The following is a 23,832-nucleotide window of genomic DNA, read 5'->3' on the forward strand; positions in this document are numbered from 1 at the left end:
AGAATATTCTTTTAGTAATTAAACATTTAGAGGAAGGTTATGGTAACCATTCGTTTATCTCGTGGCGGAGCTAAAAAACGCCCATTTTATCAAATCGTAGTAGCTGACAGCCGTTCACCACGTGACGATCGTTTCATTGAGCGTATAGGTTTCTTCAACCCAATCGCACAAGGTAACGCAGAGCGTCTTCGTGTTGATCTTGAGCGTGTAAACCACTGGGTTGCTCAAGGTGCATCACTTTCAGACCGTGTTGCAACTTTGGTGAAAGAAGCTCAAAAAGCATAATCTCGCTTTTTGATTTAGTTCTTAAACTAAGATAGGTGAAAAATATGGAACAACAACGCATTGAAGTTGTGGGCAAATTAGGCTCAACCTACGGTATCCGTGGGTGGTTACGTATTTATTCATCAACAGAACAAGCTGAAAGCATTTTTGATTATCAACCTTGGTTTTTAAAAATCAAAGGTGAATGGCAGCCAACTGAATTAGAAAACTGGCGCCATCATAATCACGAAATCATCGTTAAATTAAAAGGCGTTGATGATCGTGAAGCTGCACAAACTTTAGCAAATGTTGAAATTGGTGTGGATTTATCTGTTTTCCCAGAACTGGAAGAGGGCGATTATTACTGGCACGATTTAATCGGTTGTTCAGTCGTCAACCTAGAAGGTTATACAATGGGAACGGTAACAGAGATGATGGAAACCGGTTCTAATGATGTATTAGTGGTTAAAGCCAATACTAAAGATGCTTTTGGAAAACAAGAGCGGTTAATTCCATTCTTGTATGAACAAGTAGTTAAAAGAGTCGATCTCACCACGAAAACAATTGAAGTGGATTGGGACGCTGGTTTCTAATCTCAAGTATGCACAAACGTAATGTAGTAGGCTTTTTATGTGGATAGGGGTGATTTCATTATTCCCCGAAATGTTTAAAGCGATTACGGAATTTGGGGTTACAGGTAGAGCCGTAAAACATAATCTTCTGCAAGTAGAATGTTGGAATCCAAGAGATTTTACATTCGACAAGCATAAAACCGTGGATGACCGTCCTTATGGTGGTGGTCCGGGAATGCTGATGATGGTGCAACCTTTACGGGATGCGATTCATGCTGCGAAAGCAGCGGCAGGAGAAGGCGCAAAGGTGATTTACCTTTCGCCACAAGGACGTAAACTCGATCAAGGCGGCGTAACCGAGCTTGCTAAAAATCAGAAATTGATTTTGGTATGTGGACGTTACGAAGGTATTGATGAGCGATTGATTCAAACTGAAATTGATGAAGAATGGTCAATTGGCGATTACGTTCTGACTGGTGGGGAATTGCCGGCAATGACATTAATTGATGCTGTTGCTCGTTTTATTCCCGGTGTATTAGGCAAACAAGCCTCCGCAGAAGAAGATTCTTTTGCAGACGGTTTATTAGATTGCCCGCATTACACCAGACCGGAAGTGTTAGAAGGATTAACTGTGCCATCCGTGCTGATGTCGGGACATCACGAAGAAATTCGCAAATGGCGATTAAAACAATCGCTACAAAGAACGTGGCTCCGACGCCCTGAGCTCTTAGAAGGCCTAGCTCTGACTGACGAACAACGTAAACTGTTAAAAGAGGCGCAAGCCGAATATAACAGTTAGTTTCAGTTACATCTAGGATCAATAAAGGATCAAACAATGTCTAACATTATTAAACAACTTGAACAAGAACAATTAAAACAAAACGTACCTAGCTTCCGCCCAGGTGATACTTTAGAAGTTAAAGTATGGGTAGTTGAAGGTAGCAAACGTCGTTTGCAAGCATTCGAAGGCGTGGTTATTGCAATTCGTAACCGTGGCTTGCACTCAGCATTTACTTTACGTAAAGTGTCTAACGGTGTAGGTGTTGAGCGTGTATTCCAAACTCACTCACCAGTTGTAGATTCAATCACTGTTAAACGTAAAGGTGCAGTACGTAAAGCTAAACTTTACTACTTACGTGAACGTTCAGGTAAATCTGCTCGTATTAAAGAGCGTTTGGGCGAATAATTTCGCAAAGAAAAAGGCTTGGGATCCCAAGCCTTTTTTGTTAGGTTATTTAATCCGTTCTTCGATAATCCCACCGCCCAAACAAATTTCACCAAGGTAAAATACGGCAGATTGTCCTGGTGTGACGGCTGATTGAGGTTCATCGAAAATCACTCTAATAGTTTCATCATCAATCGGTTCAATCACACAAGGAATATCTTGTTGGCGATAACGTGTTTTCACCGTACAACGTAATAACTCTCGAATTGGTTCGCGATCAACCCAATGTAATTGGCTAGCAATCAAACCTTTTGAAAATAAACGAGGATGGTCATGCCCCTGAGCGACAATAAGTTCGTTATTTTCTGCATCCTTATCTACCACGTACCAAGCCTCATCACCCGCATTTTTTAAACCACCAATGCCTAATCCTTTACGCTGTCCCAACGTGTGATACATCAAACCATCATGGCGACCAATAATTTCACCATCAACAGTACGAATATCACCAGGTTGAGCCGGTAAGTAACGCGCTAAGAAATCCTTAAATTTACGCTCACCAATAAAACAAATACCGGTAGAGTCTTTTTTCTTTGCCGTAATTAAGCCAAGATCTTCAGCAATAGCGCGAACAATCGGCTTCTCAATTTCACCAATGGGGAATAAACTTTGCCCTACTTGTTTATGGCTTAAGGTATAAAGAAAATAACTTTGATCTTTATTGGCATCTAGACCACGTAATAATTTTGCATTTTCATCATCACCGGCTCTACGTACATAATGCCCTGTTGCAATGTAATGGGCACCAAGATCTTCTGCTGCATATTCTAAAAATGCTTTAAATTTAATTTCTTTATTACACAGAATATCTGGGTTAGGCGTGCGCCCTGCTTTATATTCAGTTAGAAAATGCTCAAAAACATTATCCCAATATTCTGCAGCAAAATTAATTTTATGTAGTTTAATCTCCAACTTATCACATACAGCCTGAGCGTCTGCAAGATCAGCTGCGGCAGTACAGTAATCCGTATCATCATCTTCTTCCCAGTTTTTCATAAACAGGCCTTCCACCTGATAGCCTTGCTGTTGAAGAATAAAAGCTGACACAGAAGAATCCACGCCGCCAGACATACCACAAATCACTTTTTTGGTAGCATTTCTCGCAAGCTGTTCTTGTGTAAGTTGAGGAAAGTGTTGATTATAAGTATTTGAAATTAACATAGTTCTCCCGTAACTTCGGTTAAGGCGAAGCACATTGGTCATTGAATGAGAAAACGGCAAAATAATTTTGCCGTTAGGTTTATTTTGCACATAAAGTGCGGTCATTTTTGAGCAAGTTATTTCACTTCATAAAATTGCGAATCATCATCTTTTTTCGCAAATTTTTGCTCATATTCGGCTTTTGCTTGTTCATCGCCCGCATCTAATTTTGATTGAAGCGTGTCGCAAGGTTTATCACAATCGCAAGCTTTGGCAATACCAAGGGTAGATAAACCACCGCAGCTGCCTTTTAAACTTTGTTTTTTGATAATAAATCCGATAGACATCAACAATATAATCGCGACAAAAGCGATTAAAGTAAAAAATAAAGTTTGCATAACTATTCTTTTGTTTCTGTTAATTTTTTGAACGCAGAGGATGATTTTGTGACAAAACCATTATCTGTTTTAATAATTAAGTAAACGGCAAGATTATTTTTTTCTGCCACTTCTAACGCCTTGTCTTCACCCAGCACAAATAACCCTGTTGATAAACCATCTGCAGTCATTGAGGTTGGAGCAAGGACCGTAATTGAGGCTAAATGATGCTGAATTGGGTAACCTGTTTTCGGATCAATTTCATGAGCAAAGCGTTTACCATTTTCTTCAAAGTAAATACGATAATCGCCAGAACTTGCCATTCCCATATTGTCTAATCCAATGACAGCTTCAACCGCTCTTTCACCTGTTGTAGTTGGTTTTTCAATTGCGATCTGCCAAGGTTTGCCTTCAATATTTTTTCCTTTCGCACGAATTTCACCGCCGATTTCAACCATGTAATTCTGAGCATTTAATTGTTCTAACTTTTCAGCCACCTGATCAACGCCAAAGCCTTTAGCAATCGAGGACAAATCGATATAAACTTGAGGAAGTGCTTTGCTTAATGTCGGTTTTGTACCACTCATATCGAGGGCAATTTTATCAATACCAACCCATGCTTGGCGTTCAGCTAATTGTTCTGGTGTAGGTTGTTTTTCCGGACGTTTTTCAGGACCAAATCCCCATAAATTCACGACAGGACCAACAGTTACATCCAATGCACCTTCAGTCACTTTATTTAAACGAATCGCTTCGGCTAATACTTTGGCAAAATCTGCTGAAATCTCAATCGGTGTGTTCACTTGGGTATTTTGATTGAAACGGCTCAGTTCCGAATCTTTTTTGTAAGTGGACATTTTCGCGTTCACATCTTTTAAGATAGCTTCAATTTCTTCATGCGTCTTTTCAGATGTTGCTTTCATTGAGCCTTCATCAAGGTATTTAACATGATAAGTTGTTCCCATTGTTTTACCACTTAATGAGATAACTTTTGTTTCTTTTTGACAGGCAGCAAGACTTAATGCCATTGCCACCGCCATGATACCGCTTATTAATTTTTTCATCTGGATTTCCTACATCTGTGAATTACCGGCAAACTCAACAAAACTTACCTGTAATCATAGAAAATTTTCTAAAAATACCTTAAATTTTGACCGCACTTCATCACAAAGTGCGGTCAGTTTTTATGATGAATTGATTAACTAAAATCATCCACCAAAGTCATCTAATAAAATGTTTTCATCTTCAACACCGAGGTCTTTCAACATTTTGATTACCGCAGCGTTCATCACCGGAGGTCCACACATATAGTATTCACAATCTTCTGGTGCTTCATGATTTTTCAAGTAGTTTTCATAAAGTACGTTGTGAATAAAGCCGGTGTAACCTGTCCAGTTATCTTCTGGTAACGGATCAGATAATGCCACATGCCATGTAAAGTTCGGATTTTCTGCTTGAAGCTGATCAAAATCTTCCACATAGAACATTTCACGTTTAGAACGTGCACCATACCAGAATGACATTTTACGTTTAGAGTGTAAACGTTTTAATTGGTCAAAAATATGAGAACGCATTGGTGCCATACCTGCCCCACCACCGATGAATACCATCTCATTATCGGTTTCTTTCGCGAAGAATTCACCGAATGGACCAGAAATTGTCACTTTATCACCTGGTTTTAATGACCAAATGTAAGAAGACATTTGACCTGGAGGCGCATCAGGTTGACGTGGTGGAGGCGTTGCAATACGCACGTTAAGCATAATGATGCCTTTCTCTTCTGGATATGAAGCCATTGAGTAAGCACGGATAATATGCTCATCCACTTTAGACACATAACGCCATAAATCGTATTTGTCCCAATCTTCGTGGTATTCTTCTGGAATATCAAAATCTTTATAGTAAACCGTATGTGGATCAGCTTCGATTTGGATATAACCACCCGCACGGAAAGGAACTTCTTCACCTTCAGGAATCGCTAATTTAAGCTCTTTAATAAAGGTTGCTTTGTTATCGTTAGAAATAACGGTACATTCCCATTTTTTCACACCGAAGATTTCTTCTGGAAGTTCAACGTCCATATTGCCTTTTACATTCACTTGGCAAGCTAAACGATAGCCTTCTTTTGCTTCACGTTTATTAATATGAGAAAGTTCAGTTGGGAGAATTTCACCACCGCCACTTTTCACTTTCACAATACATTGACCACAAGAGCCACCGCCACCACAAGCAGAAGAAACGAAAATACCTTTACTTGCTAACGCGCCAAGTAATTTGCCACCAGCTGGTAAAGTGATCGCTTTTTCAGGATCATCATTAATAGAAATGGTAATATCACCAGAATCCACTAATTTTGATTTAGCGAATAAAATAATCGCAACGAGCACTAAAAGGATAACCGTAAATGCCGCAACACCTAATAATAAAATTGAAGATTCGCTCATTTATGCCTCCTTATAACTGAATACCAGAGAATGACATAAAGCCAAGCGCCATCAAGCCTGCAGTGATAAAGGTAATCCCTAATCCTTTTAAGCCTGCCGGTACATCGGCATATTTCATTTTTTCGGTTAAGCCTGCAAGCGCAACGATTGCTAACATCCAACCAAGCCCCGCACCTACACCATAAACTGCAGATTCTGCAAAAGTGTATTCACGTTGTACCGCAAAAGATACACCACCAAAGATCGCACAGTTTACGGCGATAAGTGGAAGGAAGATACCTAATGCGTTATAAAGTGCTGGGAAGAATTTATCTAAAGTCATTTCAAGTAATTGAACAAGACCCGCAATAATCCCGATAAAGGTAATGAAGTTTAAGAACTCAAGGCTCACACCTTCTACCAAAGCGCCATCTTTTAATACATGTTCATACACAAATTGGTTCGCTGGTACCGCAATACCAAGTACTACTGTTACCGCAACACCAAGGCCAAATGCCGTAGAAACTTTCTTAGAAACCGCAAGGAAAGTACACATCCCTAAGAAGAAAGAGAGCGCCATGTTTTCAATGAAGATCGCCTTCACGAATAGGCTAATATAATGTTCCATTGATTATTTCTCCTGTTGCTCAGGTTTCCACGTTCTTAAGCCCCAAATAACGAAGCCGATAATAAAGAACGCACTTGGTGCAAGAAGGAATAAACCGTTTGGTTGATACCAACCACCGTCTTGAATTGTTTGGAATACAGGGAAACCAAATAAACGACCAGAACCAATTAGTTCACGTAATGTTGCAACAATTAATAAGATCGCACCATAACCTAAACCGTTACCGATACCATCAACAAAGCTTTCTAGCGGAGGTGATTTCATCGCAAACGCTTCTGCGCGTCCCATTACGATACAGTTTGTAATGATAAGACCAACGAATACAGAAAGTTGTTTAGATAAACCATAAGCATAAGCTTTTAGTACTTGGTCAACTAAGATTACTAAAGATGCGATAATCGCCAGTTGCACAATGATACGGATACTATTTGGAATATAGTTGCGAATCAATGAAATGAACAAACTGGAGAAACCGGTTACCAAACTTACCGCAATCGCCATAACGATCGCGGTTTGTAATTGGGTCGTTACCGCTAATGCAGAACAGATACCCAAAATTTGCAAGGCAATCGGGTTATTTTTAACAATAGGATCGAATAAAAGACCTTTTAAGTTTACTTTTGCATCAGCCATTATTTGATTTCTCCTGCTTTAAATTTCGCTAAGAATGGACCAAAGCCATTTTGGCTGAACCAATAATCAAATGAACCTTGAACACCATTACTGGTTAAAGTTGCACCTGATAAACCATCTACACCGTGCTCTTTATCTGCAGCAGAGCTACCTTTATAGATTTTGAATTTTTGGTTACCTTGTTCATCGAATAATTTTTTATCAACGAACTGTGCTTGCCAACGTGGGTTCGCAATTTCGCCCCCAAGACCAGCTGTTTCACCTTGATCATAGTAAGTAATACCTTTGATGGTATTCGCATCTGGTGCAACAGAAACAAAACCATACATGGTTGACCATAAACCACGGCCATACATTGGTAATACCACTTGGGTTACATTGCCTTGTTCATCTTTTACAAGATAAACACGCGCTTGGTTTGCACGAACCTTAATTCCTGCTTTATCAGCCTCAGCTGGGATAGCTTGGCTTTTAGCGGGATCTTTAACGGCATCTTTAGGTTCAAATTTATTAATTTCTTCTGCTGAAGCTTGAACGTAATCACCACTTTGCAAATCAACTAAACGTGGTTCAATAAATTTGCTGTAAGTGTCTTTAATTACTGATGCATTATCTTCTTTCATTAAGCCAGCAACAGTTAAAATGTTACGTTGAACGTCGAGTGCTTTTTGTTCATCTTGTTTGGATTTTAATGCTACTGCAGCACCAGAAACCACGATAGAACACACTAAACTTAGCAACACAACAACGGTAACTGTACCGCTAACGCTATCTTTATTAAATTTAGCCATTTGTTCTTGCTCTCCGACGTTTGATATTTGCTTGAACCACGATGTAGTCGAAAATTGGTGCAAATAAGTTTGCAAATAAAATCGCTAACATCATCCCTTCTGGATAAGCTGGGTTCACTGTACGAATTAATACCGCCATCACGCCAATTAACGCACCGTACCACCATTTACCCGTGTTGGTAAATGAAGCTGATACTGGGTCGGTTGCCATAAAGATCATACCAAGTGCAAAACCACCTAATACAAAGTGCCAATGCCAAGGCATTGAGAACATTTGGTTAGAATCAGAACCGATTAAGTTGAATAAGGTTGCTGTACCAATCATACCGATCATGACACCAGCCATAATGCGCCAAGAAGCAATTCGAGTGAATACAATCACTGCACCACCGATTAACAACGCAAGCGTTGAAACCTCACCCATTGAACCTGGAATATTACCAATGAATGCATCCATCCAAGTAATAGGTTGACCGGTTACAGTGTGTTGTAATGCTGCTTGACCACCTTGAGACCATTGTGAAAGTGCGGTTGCACCAGAGAAACCATCTGCAGCAGTCCATACTAAGTCACCGGAAATTTGAGCCGGATAAGCAAAGAATAAGAACGCACGACCAGCAAGCGCTGGGTTCATAAAGTTACGACCTACACCACCGAAGATTTCTTTCGCTACCACGATACCAAAGGTGATACCTAGTGCAGCTTGCCATAGTGGTAATGTTGGTGGAACGATTAACGCAAATAAAATGGTTGAAACGAACATCCCTTCATTTACTTCATGACCACGCACCACTGAGAATAATAATTCCCAAATTGTACAAACGGTAAATACCACTAAGTAAATTGGTAAGAAGAAGATCGCCCCTAACGCCATTTTTGAGCCCCAAGTTGCATTATTGGTTAAATCTAAACCTAATGAACTTGCAAGCGCATAGTGCCAATCGTTAGCAATTAATTGATCTAAATTGCCTAATTGATTTAAGGCAGGGATCGCTTGGTTACCCACATTGTACATCCCGTAGAAAATCGCTGGGAACAACGCAAGGAAAACCGTAATCATCATACGTTTTGAGTCTAACGCATCACGAACGTGTGTGTTTTTGTGCGTTACCGTACCTGGTGTATAAAGCAAGGTATAAATCGATTCAAAGACCGGATAAAGCTTGCTGTATTTACCACCTGGTAAAAACGCGGGTTCCATTTTTTCAAAAAGATTTTTTAAACCCATTTTTAACCTTCCTTCTCAATCTTATCTAATACTTGACGCAAGATTGAACCGTATTCATATTTGCCCGGGCAAACGAAAGAACATAATGCTAAGTCTTCTTCATCTAATTCAAGACAACCTAACGCTTGTGCGCCATCGGTATCGCCCACGATTAAATCACGTAATAATAATGTCGGTAAAATATCCAACGGCATTACGCGCTCATAGCTACCGATTGGTACCATTGCACGCTCACCACCATTCTCTGCGGTAGTGAAGTTGAATAATTTCTTACCAAAGTGACCTAATACGGTACGGGTAATCGAATATTTGTTCGATTGTGGTGTGATCCAACCTAAGAACTCTTTCTCATTACCTTCTGCAATCACAGAAACTTGTAATGCATAACGACCCAAATAGTCGTGAGCATCTTTTGCTGTTTGACCACAAAGTACTGAACCAGAAATCACACGGTTATTACCGTCTTTTAATTCACCTGCGGTTAATTGAGAAAGGTTAGCACCGATTACGGTACGAACTAAACGAGGTTCTTTCACTTGCGGACCCGCAAGAGAAATAATGCGTTCTACATAAAGTTCGCCCGTGGTGAATAATTTACCTACAGCAATCACATCTTGGTAATTGATATGCCATACAGTTTTATTCACACCAACTGGATCAATAAAGTGAATATGAGTACCCACTAAACCAGCAGGATGGACACCGCCAAAATCATGTACTTTTAGGTTAGGTAAATCCACGGTTGGGATATTGCTATCACCAGCTTTACATAAATTTAATGGTTTATTTGGGAATAGACGACTTAATACCGTTAAACCGTCAATAAAATCTTGCCAATGCTCTTTTAATACCACCTCTGGATTTGCAGCCAAAGGATTGGTATCCATCGCATTTACAAACAGAGAAGAAGGTTCTGCATCTAAGGCAGGCACTTTGCTGAACGGACGAGTGCGGAACGCTGTCCACAAACCGGATTCAACGAGGTTTTGTTTAACTTGTTCAGAAGAAAGCGTATTGAGCTCACCTGCGTTATATTTAGCGAAAGTAACTTGATCGTTACCTTGCACATCAATGACCACAGATTGTAATACACGTTTTTCGCCACGATTAATTACAGTGATAGTACCACTCGCAGGGGCTGTAAAAACCACTCCAGGGTTTTTCTTGTCTTCAAAAAGCACTTGGCCTTTTTTAACAACATCGCCTTCGCGTACTTTCATAGAAGGACGCATACCCACATACTCTTCACCAAGAATCGCAACCTGATTCACAGCGTTACCGCTATGGATTACTTGTGCTGGCTTTCCTGCAATAGGAAGATCCAAGCCTTTTTTGATTGTAATCATACTGTTTGCACTACTTTTCTAGGTTAAAAACACGATTGCAATCAAAGCATATGCCTTAAAAGCAATCTCGCGATTGAGCGTGACAGAAAATACTTTGAGATCAAAGCATTATTAACTGACACATAAATTTAAAAACTCAAATCTGTTTAATTTCTCGACGAGTAAGGAATCGCCCACTTATCCAGAAATTGAAATTCTAAAATTAAAAGCGCCTTATTCTATCGAAAAATGGGCTTTTATTCCACTTTACGCCCTCACTTTTTGTGAAATATTTGTGAACCTTTTAGGCTTATACTTATTAGGAGTTAAAAATAAATAGGAATTAAAAATAAAAAAGAGAGAATGTCTCTCGCCTTCTCTCTTCTTATGAAAATCTAATATAGGGAACGTAAGGGCATACTTACTGTCCAACACCAAGACAATTTGGTGATTTTGGAAATGCTTCACCTAGACTCTCCCATTCGCTTTTTGTATAGAGGTGAAGAGCTAATGCGTGAATGCCATTTTTTAAATCATCAGCAAAAAGTTGGTAAAGTTTTTGGTGACGTTGCACTTTACGCATACCTTCAAAAGCATCACTTACGATCACCAACTTAAAATGAGAATCGGCTCCACGGCCAGAACTGTGCATATGACTTTCATTTTCTACCGTGGCAAAGTGCGGTTGGAATTCGGCTTGAATTCTCTCTAATAATTCTTGCTGTTTTGACATAAATAAACTCCCTAACTTTTTGCTATACATTCAGCGTTAAGTTTGTAAGAATAACACAAATTAACCTAATTCAATGAGGAAATTATGAAAGTAACAAACAAAATCAAAGCATTATCAACAATGACGTTGGCGGCTGCGACATTATTTTTAGCGGGTTGCCAAGCACAATCTAATACCTTAACTTTTACCCCTCAATCGCCAACTGCATCAATGAATATTAACCAATCAGCAGTGGTAACAGTTAATACTCGCGATTCTCGTCCACAACAAGAAATTGCAACTTATACTAAATCAGGCGAACTAATTAAATTAAACGCCTCACCAAGCGTTACTCAACTTTTCCAACAAGTAATGCAACAAAATTTAGTCAGCAAAGGTTTCCGTATCGGACAAGCTAATAATGCGAATGCGGGTGTAACCGTTGAAGTGAAAGAATTCAACACTCACGTAGATCAAGGTAATTTACGTTATACCTTGAACAGCAAAATTCAAGCGGTGGTTTATGTACAAGGTCCACGCGGACAATACAACAAAACCTTTAATGCAACACGTTCACAGTCTGGCGCATTTAATGCGAGCAATGATGAAATTCAAAAAGTATTAGGTGAAACCTTCAAAGATATTGTTAATAATATCTATCAAGATCAAGAAGTTACTAACGCAATTAATCAATATACCAATTAATTAAAAAGTGCCGTGTCCTTTTCAATAATCACTTGACGAATACACCTTTCAAGCGTAACATTCGACCGATTTTTTAACGAGAAGGACACACACTTTGGACAGTCATAGTCGATACCGAATATCGCTTTAGACTCTCGCCTCTTATCAGCGAGAGCTCGCTGGTAATCAATTTACCTTTCTTCGGCATCTTTTATCGAACGAAACCCATTTTTAAAACATACAAAAATTTGACCGCACTTTTCTCTAGTGCCAATTTCGTTTGATCTTTTTTTGTTCACAGTTGGATCTTCATAATCCCAAAAGGAGTATGACCAATGATTAACGCTTTTGCCATTAACGATTCCCGCTTGCTTCGTATTGATGACGAACCAGCCGATCTCAGCTCTGCCATTTGGTTAGATTTGCTGGAGCCGACAGGGGAAGAACGTGAAATGTTGCAAGAAGGCTTAGGACAAAGTCTCGCCTCATTCCTCGAATTGGAAGATATCGAAGCGTCCGCACGTTTCTTCGAAGACGAAGATGGCTTGCACTTGCACTCATTCTTCTATTGTGAAGACGAAGAAAACTACGCTGACCTCGCAAGCGTAGCATTTACTATTCGTGATGGTCGTTTATTCACCCTGCGTGATCGTGAATTACCGGCATTCCGTTTATATCGTATGCGTTCCCGTAGCCAACGCTTATTGGAATGCAATGCGTATGAAGTCTTACTCGACTTATTTGAGACCAAAATTGAGCAATTAGCCGATGTTATCGAAAACGTTTATGCGGATTTAGAAAAATTAAGTCGCGTGATTTTAAACGGTACGCAAGATGAAGCTTTCAATGAAGCCTTAAATACCCTAACAGAACAAGAAGATACCAGTTCTAAAGTGCGTTTGTGTTTGATGGATACACAACGTGCATTGGGTTTCTTGGTGCGTAAAACTCGCTTACCGCCAAATCAGTTAGAACAAGCACGAGAAATCTTACGAGATATCGAATCATTGCAACCGCATAATGAATCATTGTTCCAAAAAGTAAACTTTTTAATGCAGGCGGCAATGGGTTATATTAATATCGAGCAGAATAAAATCATGAAATTCTTCTCGGTGGTGTCGGTGATGTTCCTACCGGCAACACTTGTGGCATCTACTTACGGGATGAACTTTGAATTTATGCCAGAGATCCATTTTAAATATGGTTACCCAATGGCTATTGGATTAATGATTGGTGCGGCGCTTACGCCTTATATCTATTTTAAACGGAAAGGTTGGTTATAATGGAAATTTCCCAAACTGCATTATTTTTAGGATCGATTATCGATCTGTATTGTTTAGTGTTAATTTTACGCGTATGGCTCCCCTTAGCGAACGTGGATTATTACAATCCTATTTCTCAATTTACGCTGAAATTAACCCAGCCAGTTATTGCCCCATTGCGTAAAGTTTTTCCTGTGGTGAAAAAAGTGGAAACTACTGCACTGGTTTTAGTCTTCTTGCTTTGCGGATTGAAATCGGTTCTGTTTGGCGGGTTAAATCTCAACTACTTCCTACTATTGGGCATATTAGGGCTGATTAAAAATATCGGTATAGCCATTTTCTATGTGTTAATCGCTGGCGCAATTTTAAGTTGGTTTAATCGTGGCAATAACCCTGCATTCTATGCGTTATATCAACTTACTGAGCCATTATTAAAACCAATTAAACGTATTTTACCAACTGTGGGCGCGATTGATTTTTCACCGATGGTTATCGCCATTATTCTGTTATTTTTGAATAATCTCTTTTACGACTACTTCCAGGTTTTATGGGCTATCGCCGCTTAAAGTGCGGTCAAAAATAACATTATTTTTTCGGGCTGGATCTTCCAGCCCTTATTGTAAATGTGGTGAGTAAATTTAGTTATGTCAGCAATCGAACAAACACCTGAAGGACTACGTCTTAAAATCATTCTGCAACCCAAAGCCAGTAAAGATCAAATTGTGGGATTGCATGATGATGAACTCAAAATCACGATTAGCGCACCACCTGTTGATGGTCAAGCAAATACTCACTTGCTGAAATTTTTGAGTAAAGCATTCAAAGTACCTAAAAGCTCGATAGTTCTTGAAAAAGGTGAATTAAACCGACATAAACAAGTTTGGATTCCTTCGCCCAAATTAATTCCATCTGAAATTCAAAATCTCTTATAAAATCAGTAAAAAAATCACCGCACTTTCTACCAATTTTCCCCATTTTACGCTATCCTATACCACATTTTATAAAGCAAAATATGCCGCAAAGTGCGGTCAAAATTTAAGGTGATTTTCTATGCAACAACATTACCGTCCTGATTTGATTGAACCCGCTGTTCAACAATATTGGGCTGAAAATAAAGTCTTCAAAGCCATCAAAGATACATCTAAAGAAAAATATTACTGCCTTTCAATGTTCCCTTACCCATCTGGTCGTTTACACATGGGCCACGTGCGTAACTACACGATCGGTGATGTGGTTTCTCGTTATCAACGTATGAACGGCAAAAATGTGTTACAGCCAATTGGTTGGGATGCATTTGGTTTGCCGGCTGAAGGGGCTGCAATTAAAAATAAAACTGCACCCGCGAAATGGACTTACGAAAATATCGAATACATGAAAAACCAGCTCAAAATGTTGGGCTTTGGTTATGACTGGGATCGCGAAATTGCGACCTGCCGTCCAGAATACTATAAATGGGAACAATGGTTCTTCACTGAGCTTTACAAAAAAGGCTTAGTGTACAAAAAAAACTCAACCGTAAACTGGTGTCCGAACGATGTAACTGTGTTGGCGAACGAACAAGTGCACGACGGTTGTTGTTGGCGTTGTGATACTCCAGTAGAACAAAAAGAGATCCCTCAATGGTTTATTAAAATCACTGATTATGCAGAACAATTATTAGGTGGATTAGACCAACTACCACAATGGCCAGATATGGTTAAAACCATGCAACGCAACTGGATCGGTCGTTCTGAAGGGGTAGAAATTACTTTTGATGTAGCAGATACCGCAGAAAAAGTTGCGGTTTATACGACCCGTCCAGATACCTTCTATGGCGTAAGCTATTTAGGTATCGCGGCAGCGCATCCATTAGCGGACTTAGCGGCAGAAAAAAATCCTCAATTGGCTGAATTCATCCGTGAAGCGAAAAACGCCAAAGTGGCAGAAGCAGACCTTGCCACTATGGAGAAAAAAGGGATGGCAACTGGCTTATTTGCGATTCATCCGTTAACGGGTGAAAAACTACCAATTTGGGTCGCAAACTTCGTATTAATGCACTACGGTACTGGCGCGGTAATGGCGGTTCCAGCACATGACCAACGTGACTTTGAATTTGCTCAAAAATACAGTTTGCCAATTAAACAAGTGATCGCACCGCTTGCGGATGAAGAAATTGATTTAACTAGACAAGCTTTTGTTGAGCACGGAAAATTGGTTAACTCTGCTGAGTTTGACGGTTTGGATTTTGATGGCGCATTCAACGGTATCGCGGATAAATTAGAAAAATTAGGTGTAGGTAAACGCCAAGTTAACTATCGTTTACGTGACTGGGGCGTTTCCCGTCAACGTTATTGGGGTGCACCAATTCCAATGCTGACCTTGCCAAACGGAGAAACCGTACCGGCACCAATCGAAGATTTACCGATTATTCTACCGGAAGATGTGGTCATGGATGGCGTGAAAAGTCCAATTAAAGCGGATCCAAATTGGGCGAAAACCACTTTCAACGGAGAGCCTGCATTAAAAGAAACCGATACCTTTGATACCTTTATGGAATCGTCTTGGTACTACGCTCGCTATACTTCACCTAGCTATGCTGAAGGCATGTTGGATAAAGATGAAGCTAATTACTGGTTACCGGTGGATCAATATATCGGTGGTATCGAGCACGCGACAATGCACTTGCTCTACTTCCGTTTCTTCCACAAATTATTGCGTGATGCAGGTTTCGTCACTAGCGATGAACCGGCACAAAAATTATTATGCCAAGGCATGGTGTTAGCTGATGCGTTCTACTACACCAGTCCAACCAACGAGCGTATTTGGGTGAGCCCAACGCAAGTGACTCTTGAGCGTGATGAAAAAGGTCGTATCATCAAAGCCACCGATCCGGAAGGCCGTGAATTGGTGCATACCGGTATGACCAAAATGTCGAAATCCAAAAACAACGGTATCGACCCACAAGAGATGGTGGAAAAATACGGTGCAGATACTGTGCGTCTCTTCATGATGTTCGCATCTCCTGCAGAAATGACACTTGAATGGCAAGAATCCGGTGTAGAAGGGGCAAAACGTTTCTTAGGTCGTGTATGGAATTTGGTGTATGAATACAGTCAAAATCCTGCAAAAACCGCTTTAGATGTGACCGCACTTTCTGCAGACCAAAAAGCACTTCGCCGTGATGTGCATAAAACGATCGCCAAAGTGAGCGATGACATTGGTCGTCGTCAAACGTTCAATACCGCTATCGCGGCAGTAATGGAGTTAATGAATAAATTAACCCGCGCGCCATTAGAAAGTGAACAAGATCGCGCTGTTATGGCAGAAGCATTAAGCGCAGTCGTACGTATGCTTTACCCAATCACACCACATATCTGCTTTGAATTATGGAAAGCCTTAGGCAACGAAAGTAACATTGATCATGCCGAATGGGTGAAAGCTGACGAAGCAGCGATGGTCGAAGATGAAAAACTTATCGTGGTTCAAGTCAACGGTAAAGTTCGTGGTAAAGTCACCGTTGCTGCTGATGCGGGTGAAGAAACCGTGAAAACGGTTGCATTTGCAGATGAAAATGTGAAGAAATTTACTGACAATACACAAATCGTGAAAGTGATTTATGTACCAGGTAAATTGTTAAATGTGGTGGTTAAACCGCAATAATCCATAAAATAACCGCATTTTATTCCAAGCGTTGCATAAACGACTCTTAAACAAAATAAAGTGCGGTGAATTTTACAGGTAATTTTTATGATGAAATCAATCAAAACGATCTGCTTTGTTGGGGCAACAGCCTTTTTAACTGCTTGTGGTTGGCACTTCGATAATGGTGCGGCTGTTCCTGCAGAATTAAAAACAATGGCTCTTGAAAGTAGCGACCCATACAGTGAAATGTCTATGGCTATGCGTAAGCAACTGCTTAGCAACAACGTAAACCTTGTGCCTGCAAAACAAGGGGTGCCAGTGTTGCGTTTAAATAAACAGACTTCAAGCGATAAAGTCGCATCTGTCTTTAAACAAGGCCGTGAAGCAGAAAAAGTACTGACTCTTGATGTTGAAGCAAGCGTACGTTTGGCTAACGGAGAAACCTATCCAATCTCTGCAAAAATCAACCGCACTTTCTTTGATAACTCACGTGCTGCATTAGCAAAATCAGCTGAACGTGATGTGATTTGGAATGATATGCGCGAACAAGCGGCTCGCCAATTAATTAATAAAATGGCTGCCTTGCAACATCAAGTTCAAGGAAAATAATGAATCGCATTTTTCCTGAGCAACTGGCCTCTAACCTGAACAGCCATTTAGCGAAAGTCTATTTGTTGGTTGGGACAGATCCCCTGTTGCTCAGTGAAAGTGAAGATCTCATTTATCAAACCGCTCTTTCTCAAGGTTTTGATGAAAAAAATCAAATCATCATAGATACTAATACTGACTGGTCTGCATTAATTGAGACCAGCCAATCTATGGGGCTCTTCTTTAATAAGCAAATTTTCATTCTTAATTTACCCGAAAATTTGACCGCACTTTTGCAGAAAAACCTTCAGCAATTTATCAGTGGATTAAATGAAGATAGCTTGCTTGTTCTCAACTTGCCTAAATTGTCTAAAGCAGCCGAAAAACAAGAGTGGTTTATTCAGGCAAATCAACTTGATCCGCAATCGGTTGTCGTGAACTGCCAAACGCCGAGTTCAGAACAACTTTCTCGTTGGGTGAAGCATCGTACAAAAAACATGGGATTATCAGCTGATGAGGAAGCCATTCAACTACTTTGTTACAGTTATGAAAATAATCTATTGGCATTGAAACAAGCATTACAGCTTTTAGATTTGCTTTATCCTGATCATAAACTCACTTATAACCGTGTTAAATCCGTCGTAGAGCAATCTTCAATCTTTACCCCTTTCCAATGGATTGATGCGTTGTTATCAGGCAAAGCAAATCGTTCAAAGCGGATTTTACGAGGTTTACAAGCTGAAGATGTGCAGCCAGTTATTTTATTGCGTACTTTACAACGTGAACTGCTCACCTTGTTAGAATTAACAAAACCACAGCTACGTAACCCCTCTCTTAACATGAGTTTGCCTACACAGACACTCAAAGCGGATTTTGACCGTCTCAAAATTTGGCAGAATCGTCGTCACCTTTATATGGCAGCGATACAACGACTCACCTATCAAAAGCTCTTTGACATATTGCAAGAATTGGCAGATATTGAGCGCACAACCAAGCAAGAATATGGTCAAGACGTGTGGGTAAAATTAGCAGACTTATCGGTTAAATTTTGCTTATAAAAAAATCTCGGCGTTAACCGAGATTTTTTATTATTGCGCAATTTTTAAATCTTGATACAGATAATTTCGATAGCTATTCACTAAATCCATATCCTCTGCATCTTCGAGCTTCCCTTGGCTTAACTGACGCATAGCGATATTTGCTCGCATAAAGTCATCTTTCGGTGATAAACCTGCCACATCAAGTAATACGCCACCAACAAAGGCTAAATCTAAGAAATCTTGCTGTTGAACAAAGTCAGTCTTACGATTAGTTCTAATCACAAATTGAGTCACATAATCTGGATTCGCAAAGTTACCTTTTTTCGGTGGAAGCTGATTATCAAAAGCGACTTGGTGATCACCAAAATAACCGAATACATAAGGTGTTTCACGTGATTTTAAATAATCATTTAAACCTTCGATCGCCTCATTAAGGCTATCAATACGATCAATATAATCGTTCAAGCAAGAAATCGCTTTTCCCCCTAAACGCTTACTTACCAAATTAAAATGGTTTGGCATATTCGTGTTGTAAGGACCGTGCTCTTTCATGGTGAGCACATAAACAAACATCGGCTGTTTCACATTTTCCAATGATGGATGCTGTTTCTGTAAAATAAGCTTAGTGTAGTACATCATCTCTTCACTGCTAATATGCCAGAGATTTTTGCTGATTGATGCGGGATAACCTAAATCTTGTGGTTGCAACATCAAATCAAAACCAAAGTGGTCATAAGCAGGTTTTGCGTTGTAGTTACCTTTCGTAAAAGGCGATAATGCCACGCAAAAATAGCCTTGTTCACGGAGATTTTTAATAAAACCAGTCTGTAAGTGTGGGACAACGGAATAAAACACCCCACTTGCCAAAGCACCAAAATCGGTTGAAGGCACCCCTGCAAGGAAAGCAAATTCAGATTTCCACGTTGCACCGCCCAGCGTATGTACACGCAATGGACTAACAAATGCGGTATCTTCCTGCTTATTAAACATTGAAAATGGTGGGATAGTTTCTGCATCAAAATCAAATTGATGAGGATTCAAGGTTGATTCTTGTAGACACACCACTATGTCTGGCTTTTCTGCACTTTCAGTTTTACTCTCAGCTTTTTCACTTAAAAGTGCGGTCATTTTTTCTTTAAATTTTTGACTATTACCTTCAAATTCTGGCACTTTAAAGAATACGCCACGACAAGACATTGGTAAGTTTAAAAAGACATCTCGACCATCATCCGGCAATGAATCCAGCCAGACTTTTGTTGCATCCGGATCTTTAGAATAATGCCACATTAAACCAAAACTCGTTGCCGCAAGTATTGCTGCAAATACGCGAAATCCAGTAGATGCAGTTTCCACATCTGACCAACCGAAGACAGCATAGCCAAGTAGGCCTAATAGCCCTAATACACCAAAAATAGCGCCTTTATAATGTAAAAGGGTTTCCCAATTTCGCCAGTCTGTTACGAGCCAAAAATCTGAAATAAGTAAAGGTTGTTTGTAGTAATGAATTTTCATTCGATGGAATAACATCAACACCACAAAAAGCACGGACGCAAAATTCAATCCGCGTTGCCATTGACCGGTTATCGCAAACATTGAGCTAAACAATAAAACGAATAATGCAATCGCAAAAAAATATGTCCAACGATAGTGCGAATTGACGATAAAAATCACCGTCGCAATAAAAAATAAACTCAGAAAAATACTTGGAATCATAATAAATAAATTTGACTAAATATTATTTGACACTTTCAGCCACTAAACGCTGAATCAGCCTTAAATTTGCTGGCGGGAATTGTCCTGCATCAAGCTCACGTTGTTCAAGCCAAAAACCTTCTTGGCCTTCTCGTCCAAAAGGCTCGCCGATCCATTCAGTAACCAAATAAAAACTAAAATCTAAAATTTTGGTTGGATATTCAAATTGAAAACGTTCGTACAGTTCAGCATTTAAAATATGAATGCCAATCTCTTCTTCCAATTCTCTTTTTAAGGCTTCTTCAGGGGTTTCACCTGCATCAACTTTACCGCCTGGAAATTCCAATGCCTGCGCAAAATCTTGCCCTTCTAAGCGCTGGGTCAAATATAGCTGCCCAAATTCATTACGAATAATCCCTGCCGCAACTTGAATGATAGGCTTACTCATCGTTTTTCCTTATCTCAAAAGTAGAAAGAGCGGTCATTTTTAGCGGTGTTTTAAACACGCAAAAATTTAACCGCTCTTTACCTTAACTAAGCATATCGGGCTTTACTGCCGTGACAATGCTTGTATTTTTTACCTGACCCACAAGGACAAGGTTCATTACGTCCAATATGACGATCAGAATAGTCCTCACTTTGAGCTTGCTCTGTATTTTCATCTACAGGTTGATGAGTTAATGCTTCACGTTCAGCCATTTCCTGACGTGCACGTTCCGCTTCTTCAATATCTTCCTGTGTACGGACTTTCACTCGAGTAAGTGTCGTAATCACATGATGTTTTAAAGAATCCAACATTTCAGTAAACATACGGAAAGATTCTTTTTTGTACTCTTGTTTTGGATCTTTTTGCGCATAACCGCGTAAATGGATACCTTGACGTAAATAATCCATTGCCGCCAAGTGCTCCTTCCAAAGCTCATCAAGAGTTTGTAACATCACACCTTTTTCGAAATGACGCATGGTTTCTTCACCCGCAAGCGCTTCTTTCGCTTTGTATTCATCTTCGGCTTCTTGAATAATGCGCTCACGCAAGTTTTCTTCATGAAGATTGTTATTTTCTTCCAACCAATGTTCAATTGGTAACTCAAGACCAAACTCTTGCGCTAAACGCTCTTCTAAGCCTTTAATATCCCATTGTTCTTCCAATGATTGTGGCGGAATATATTGGTCAATCACATCATTAAATACATCGCTGCGAATTGCTTTGATAGTCTCTGAAATATCATCGTTATCGAGCAAGTAATTACGTTGTTCGTAAATTGCATGACGTTGGTCGTTAGCCACATCATCATATTCAAGCAAGTTTTTACGACCATCAAAGTGGAAGGCTTCTACTTTCGCTTGCGCCGATGCAATCACTTTAGCGAGAAGTTTAGACTCCATCGCTTCACCTGGTTGGGTGAAGGCTTTACGCATCATATTTAATTTACCTTCATTCAGATAAATACGCATTAAGCCATCTTCCAAAGAAAGGTAGAAACGTGAAGAACCTGGGTCACCTTGACGACCTGAACGACCACGCAACTGGTTATCAATACGGCGTGATTCATGACGTTCTGTCCCGATAATGTGTAAGCCACCAGCTTGCATCACGATCTCGTGATTTTTCTCCCACTCAGCTTTAAGTGCCTCAATTTGCTCTGGAGTTGGGTTCTCTAATTTTGCAGCTTTTGCTTTCCAGTTACCACCGAGGATAATATCGGTACCACGACCCGCCATGTTAGTTGCAATGGTTACTGCACCTGGCGCCCCTGCTTCCGCAACAATTTCCGCTTCTTGTGCGTGGAATTTTGCATTCAATACGTTGTGTTTGATACCCGCTTTATCTAACGCTTGAGAAAGCATTTCAGATTTTTCAACTGATACGGTACCGACAAGAACTGGTTGATTGCGAGCGACACAGTCTTTGATATCTTCAATAATTGCATTGAATTTGTATTCTTCATTCTCAAACATGACGTCCGTACGATCATCACGAATCATTGGACGATTGGTTGGGATAACGACAGTTTCCAAACCATAAATTTGTTGGAATTCAAAGGCTTCGGTATCTGCTGTACCAGTCATACCCGCTAATTTGTCATAAAGACGGAAGTAGTTTTGGTAAGAAATCGACGCAACAGTTTGGTTTTCACTCTTAATTTCTACGCCTTCTTTTGCTTCGATTGCTTGGTGTAAACCATCAGACCAACGACGACCCGCCATAGTACGACCAGTATGTTCATCGACGATCACGATCTCACCATCTTTCACGATATAGTCTACATCGCGCTCAAATAAAGTATTCGCACGTAACGCTGCCATAACATGGTGTAGCAATACAATGCGCGCTGGTGAATAAAGAGAATCACCTTCTGGCATTAAACCTTGTTCAATTAACCAATTTTCAACTTTTTCTTGACCACGTTCAGTCAAATACGCTTGTTTGGTTTTAAGATCTAAGGTGTAGTCGCCTTCACCGGTATATTCTTCCGTATCTTCTTTTTCTTGCTTAATTAAATTCGGAATTAATTTATTTACCGCAATATAAAGCTCAGAGCTGTCTTCCGCTTGACCTGAAATAATCAACGGCGTACGTGCTTCATCAATTAAGATAGAGTCCACTTCATCCACTAAGGCATAGCCTAAATGACGTTGGAAACGCTCTTCTTTGGAATGCGCTAAGTTATCACGAAGGTAATCAAAACCTAGCTCGCTGTTTGTGGCATATGTAATATCTGCCGCATAAGCTTCACGTTTTGCTTCAGGCGGTAAACCAGGGATATTCACCCCAACAGTCATACCTAAGAATTCAAATAATGGGCGGTTAGTTTCCGCGTCACGACGTGCTAAGTAATCATTCACGGTTACAACGTGTACACCTTTACCTTCCAACGCCATCAAATAACAAGGCAAGGTTGCGGTTAAGGTTTTACCTTCACCCGTACGCATCTCTGCGATACAACGGTTTGTTAGCACCATACCACCGATTAATTGCACATCGAAATGGCGCATACCAAGTACACGTTTACCCGCTTCACGCACGGTAGCAAAAGCTTCAGGTAAAAGTTGTTGTAAAGTTTCACCATTAGCTAAACGACTGCGGAATTCTTCTGTTTTTGCTCTTAATTCATCATCACTTAATGCTTCAAAAGCTGGCTCCATTTTGTTGATTTTCGCAACTTGTTTTCTTAATCTGCGTAAAATACGTTCGTTACGGCTGCCAAAAATTTTTGTTAAAAAACTCATAATTTCTCTTTCAAATAAAAAATAAAAAGGATCATCCGATTAAAAAATCGGTTCGTTTAAAGATAAAAGAAAATTAAATAATAGCAGGACCGGCCCGAATAGGGGCAAAAACAGGAAACTCTGCCGCGATAAAGTGCGGTTGAATTTTTTCGTGTTTTTGATTGGAATGGGTTTTGTGATTTGTTGGCTGAGGTTGAACCTGCAATGCTTGACGAATTTCACGCACTGCAATCAACATATATTGTTCAGATGATGTTTGGTAATTTTCGCCACTCATATTTGATGAAGGCGGTGCTTCTAATCCCTGAGCGACAGGTAAAGCAAAAATCGCAATCATGCTTAACAGCAACTGCGACCAGAAATTTGTTTTACCTTTGTTTGATTTCATCATCTTAT

Annotated in this window: 25 protein-coding genes; 11 read left to right on the forward strand and 14 right to left on the reverse strand. The window is 40.0% G+C overall.

Annotated elements, in window-relative coordinates; all coding sequences use genetic code 11:
* Positions 1 to 39 precede the first annotated feature (39 nt).
* Genes rpsP through rplS form a run of 4 tightly spaced genes read left to right on the forward strand, consistent with a single transcriptional unit; the run spans position 40 to position 2,022 of the window.
* Positions 40 to 285 carry a 30S ribosomal protein S16 gene (gene rpsP, locus ADA56_RS05745; RefSeq protein WP_049369775.1) on the forward strand — a complete coding sequence of 82 codons (246 nt, stop codon included), beginning with the start codon at positions 40 to 42 and terminating at the stop codon, positions 283 to 285.
* 44 nt (positions 286 to 329) lie between these two features.
* Positions 330 to 857 carry a ribosome maturation factor RimM gene (gene rimM / locus ADA56_RS05750; RefSeq protein WP_005697003.1) on the forward strand — a complete coding sequence of 176 codons (528 nt, stop codon included), beginning with the start codon at positions 330 to 332 and terminating at the stop codon, positions 855 to 857.
* A gap of 37 nt (positions 858 to 894) precedes the next feature.
* The gene (gene trmD / locus ADA56_RS05755; RefSeq protein WP_049369774.1) at positions 895 to 1,635 is read left to right on the forward strand and encodes a tRNA (guanosine(37)-N1)-methyltransferase TrmD; all 741 of its coding nucleotides are present in this window, start codon (positions 895 to 897) and stop codon (positions 1,633 to 1,635) included.
* A 36-nt stretch (positions 1,636 to 1,671) separates the two neighbouring features.
* Positions 1,672 to 2,022 (forward strand): 50S ribosomal protein L19, encoded by a 351-nt coding sequence (gene rplS / locus ADA56_RS05760; protein WP_049358025.1) that lies wholly within the window; start codon positions 1,672 to 1,674, stop codon positions 2,020 to 2,022.
* A 45-nt stretch (positions 2,023 to 2,067) separates the two neighbouring features.
* Here the strand turns inward: rplS and mnmA are convergent, their stop codons facing one another.
* From mnmA to ADA56_RS05810, 10 genes are all read right to left on the reverse strand, one after another.
* Complete coding sequence (mnmA, locus tag ADA56_RS05765; RefSeq protein WP_143422662.1) at positions 2,068 to 3,222, reverse strand: tRNA 2-thiouridine(34) synthase MnmA; 1,155 nt, start codon at positions 3,220 to 3,222, stop codon at positions 2,068 to 2,070.
* Positions 3,223 to 3,338: 116 nt separating this feature from the next.
* Positions 3,339 to 3,599, reverse strand: coding sequence for a (Na+)-NQR maturation NqrM (gene nqrM / locus ADA56_RS05770; protein WP_005629187.1), 261 nt, complete (start codon positions 3,597 to 3,599; stop codon positions 3,339 to 3,341).
* Positions 3,600 to 3,601: 2 nt separating this feature from the next.
* A complete protein-coding gene (locus tag ADA56_RS05775) occupies positions 3,602 to 4,642 on the reverse strand; it encodes an FAD:protein FMN transferase (protein WP_049369781.1) in 1,041 nt (346 codons plus the stop codon).
* A gap of 144 nt (positions 4,643 to 4,786) precedes the next feature.
* On the reverse strand, positions 4,787 to 6,022 hold the full coding sequence (gene nqrF, locus ADA56_RS05780; protein ID WP_049362635.1) for an NADH:ubiquinone reductase (Na(+)-transporting) subunit F: 1,236 nt from the start codon (positions 6,020 to 6,022) through the stop codon (positions 4,787 to 4,789).
* 10 nt (positions 6,023 to 6,032) lie between these two features.
* Entirely contained in the window at positions 6,033 to 6,629 is a 597-nt protein-coding gene (gene nqrE, locus ADA56_RS05785) for an NADH:ubiquinone reductase (Na(+)-transporting) subunit E (RefSeq protein ID WP_049362633.1), read from the reverse strand.
* A 3-nt stretch (positions 6,630 to 6,632) separates the two neighbouring features.
* The gene (locus ADA56_RS05790; protein ID WP_005695375.1) at positions 6,633 to 7,262 is read right to left on the reverse strand and encodes an NADH:ubiquinone reductase (Na(+)-transporting) subunit D; all 630 of its coding nucleotides are present in this window, start codon (positions 7,260 to 7,262) and stop codon (positions 6,633 to 6,635) included.
* Positions 7,262 to 8,053, reverse strand: a complete 792-nt coding sequence (locus ADA56_RS05795) for a Na(+)-translocating NADH-quinone reductase subunit C (RefSeq protein ID WP_005695373.1) — start codon at positions 8,051 to 8,053, stop codon at positions 7,262 to 7,264. The genes ADA56_RS05790 and ADA56_RS05795 overlap by 1 nt, the downstream gene beginning before the upstream one ends.
* The gene (locus ADA56_RS05800; protein ID WP_014064157.1) at positions 8,046 to 9,281 is read right to left on the reverse strand and encodes an NADH:ubiquinone reductase (Na(+)-transporting) subunit B; all 1,236 of its coding nucleotides are present in this window, start codon (positions 9,279 to 9,281) and stop codon (positions 8,046 to 8,048) included. The genes ADA56_RS05795 and ADA56_RS05800 overlap by 8 nt, the downstream gene beginning before the upstream one ends.
* A gap of 2 nt (positions 9,282 to 9,283) precedes the next feature.
* Positions 9,284 to 10,627 carry a Na(+)-translocating NADH-quinone reductase subunit A gene (locus ADA56_RS05805; RefSeq protein ID WP_005695371.1) on the reverse strand — a complete coding sequence of 448 codons (1,344 nt, stop codon included), beginning with the start codon at positions 10,625 to 10,627 and terminating at the stop codon, positions 9,284 to 9,286.
* A gap of 400 nt (positions 10,628 to 11,027) precedes the next feature.
* Entirely contained in the window at positions 11,028 to 11,339 is a 312-nt protein-coding gene (locus ADA56_RS05810; protein WP_049369782.1) for a BolA family protein, read from the reverse strand.
* An 84-nt stretch (positions 11,340 to 11,423) separates the two neighbouring features.
* On the opposite strand from ADA56_RS05810, the gene ADA56_RS05815 reads away from it, so the two are divergent.
* The 7 genes from ADA56_RS05815 to holA all read left to right on the forward strand — a co-directional run bounded on the left by ADA56_RS05815 (position 11,424) and on the right by holA (position 18,531).
* The gene (locus ADA56_RS05815) at positions 11,424 to 12,023 is read left to right on the forward strand and encodes a YajG family lipoprotein (protein WP_049369783.1); all 600 of its coding nucleotides are present in this window, start codon (positions 11,424 to 11,426) and stop codon (positions 12,021 to 12,023) included.
* Between the two features lie 314 nt (positions 12,024 to 12,337).
* On the forward strand, positions 12,338 to 13,285 hold the full coding sequence (gene corA / locus ADA56_RS05820; protein WP_049358016.1) for a magnesium/cobalt transporter CorA: 948 nt from the start codon (positions 12,338 to 12,340) through the stop codon (positions 13,283 to 13,285).
* Positions 13,285 to 13,830, forward strand: a complete 546-nt coding sequence (locus ADA56_RS05825) for a YggT family protein (RefSeq protein ID WP_049358015.1) — start codon at positions 13,285 to 13,287, stop codon at positions 13,828 to 13,830. Before corA ends, ADA56_RS05825 begins: the two co-directional genes overlap by 1 nt.
* A 78-nt stretch (positions 13,831 to 13,908) precedes the next feature.
* A complete protein-coding gene (gene yggU / locus ADA56_RS05830) occupies positions 13,909 to 14,196 on the forward strand; it encodes a DUF167 family protein YggU (RefSeq protein WP_049358014.1) in 288 nt (95 codons plus the stop codon).
* 118 nt (positions 14,197 to 14,314) lie between these two features.
* Positions 14,315 to 16,903 carry a leucine--tRNA ligase gene (gene leuS / locus ADA56_RS05835; protein ID WP_049369784.1) on the forward strand — a complete coding sequence of 863 codons (2,589 nt, stop codon included), beginning with the start codon at positions 14,315 to 14,317 and terminating at the stop codon, positions 16,901 to 16,903.
* Positions 16,904 to 16,990: 87 nt separating this feature from the next.
* Positions 16,991 to 17,494, forward strand: coding sequence for an LPS assembly lipoprotein LptE (gene lptE / locus ADA56_RS05840; protein ID WP_049358012.1), 504 nt, complete (start codon positions 16,991 to 16,993; stop codon positions 17,492 to 17,494).
* Positions 17,494 to 18,531 (forward strand): DNA polymerase III subunit delta, encoded by a 1,038-nt coding sequence (holA, locus tag ADA56_RS05845; RefSeq protein ID WP_049369785.1) that lies wholly within the window; start codon positions 17,494 to 17,496, stop codon positions 18,529 to 18,531. The genes lptE and holA overlap by 1 nt, the downstream gene beginning before the upstream one ends.
* 30 nt (positions 18,532 to 18,561) lie before the next feature.
* Here the strand turns inward: holA and ADA56_RS05850 are convergent, their stop codons facing one another.
* From ADA56_RS05850 to secM, 4 genes are all read right to left on the reverse strand, one after another.
* Positions 18,562 to 20,226, reverse strand: a complete 1,665-nt coding sequence (locus tag ADA56_RS05850) for a sulfatase-like hydrolase/transferase (protein WP_049369786.1) — start codon at positions 20,224 to 20,226, stop codon at positions 18,562 to 18,564.
* 22 nt (positions 20,227 to 20,248) lie between these two features.
* A complete protein-coding gene (mutT, locus tag ADA56_RS05855; RefSeq protein ID WP_049369787.1) occupies positions 20,249 to 20,653 on the reverse strand; it encodes an 8-oxo-dGTP diphosphatase MutT in 405 nt (134 codons plus the stop codon).
* A gap of 86 nt (positions 20,654 to 20,739) precedes the next feature.
* Positions 20,740 to 23,436, reverse strand: coding sequence for a preprotein translocase subunit SecA (secA, locus tag ADA56_RS05860; protein ID WP_049369788.1), 2,697 nt, complete (start codon positions 23,434 to 23,436; stop codon positions 20,740 to 20,742).
* Positions 23,437 to 23,509: 73 nt separating this feature from the next.
* Positions 23,510 to 23,827 carry a secA translation cis-regulator SecM gene (secM, locus tag ADA56_RS05865; RefSeq protein WP_005699597.1) on the reverse strand — a complete coding sequence of 106 codons (318 nt, stop codon included), beginning with the start codon at positions 23,825 to 23,827 and terminating at the stop codon, positions 23,510 to 23,512.
* Between the last annotated feature and the right edge of the window lie 5 nt (positions 23,828 to 23,832).

Source organism: Parahaemophilus parainfluenzae, assembly GCF_001055095.1.
Taxonomy (GTDB): Bacteria; Pseudomonadota; Gammaproteobacteria; order Enterobacterales; family Pasteurellaceae; genus Haemophilus_D; species Haemophilus_D parainfluenzae_Z.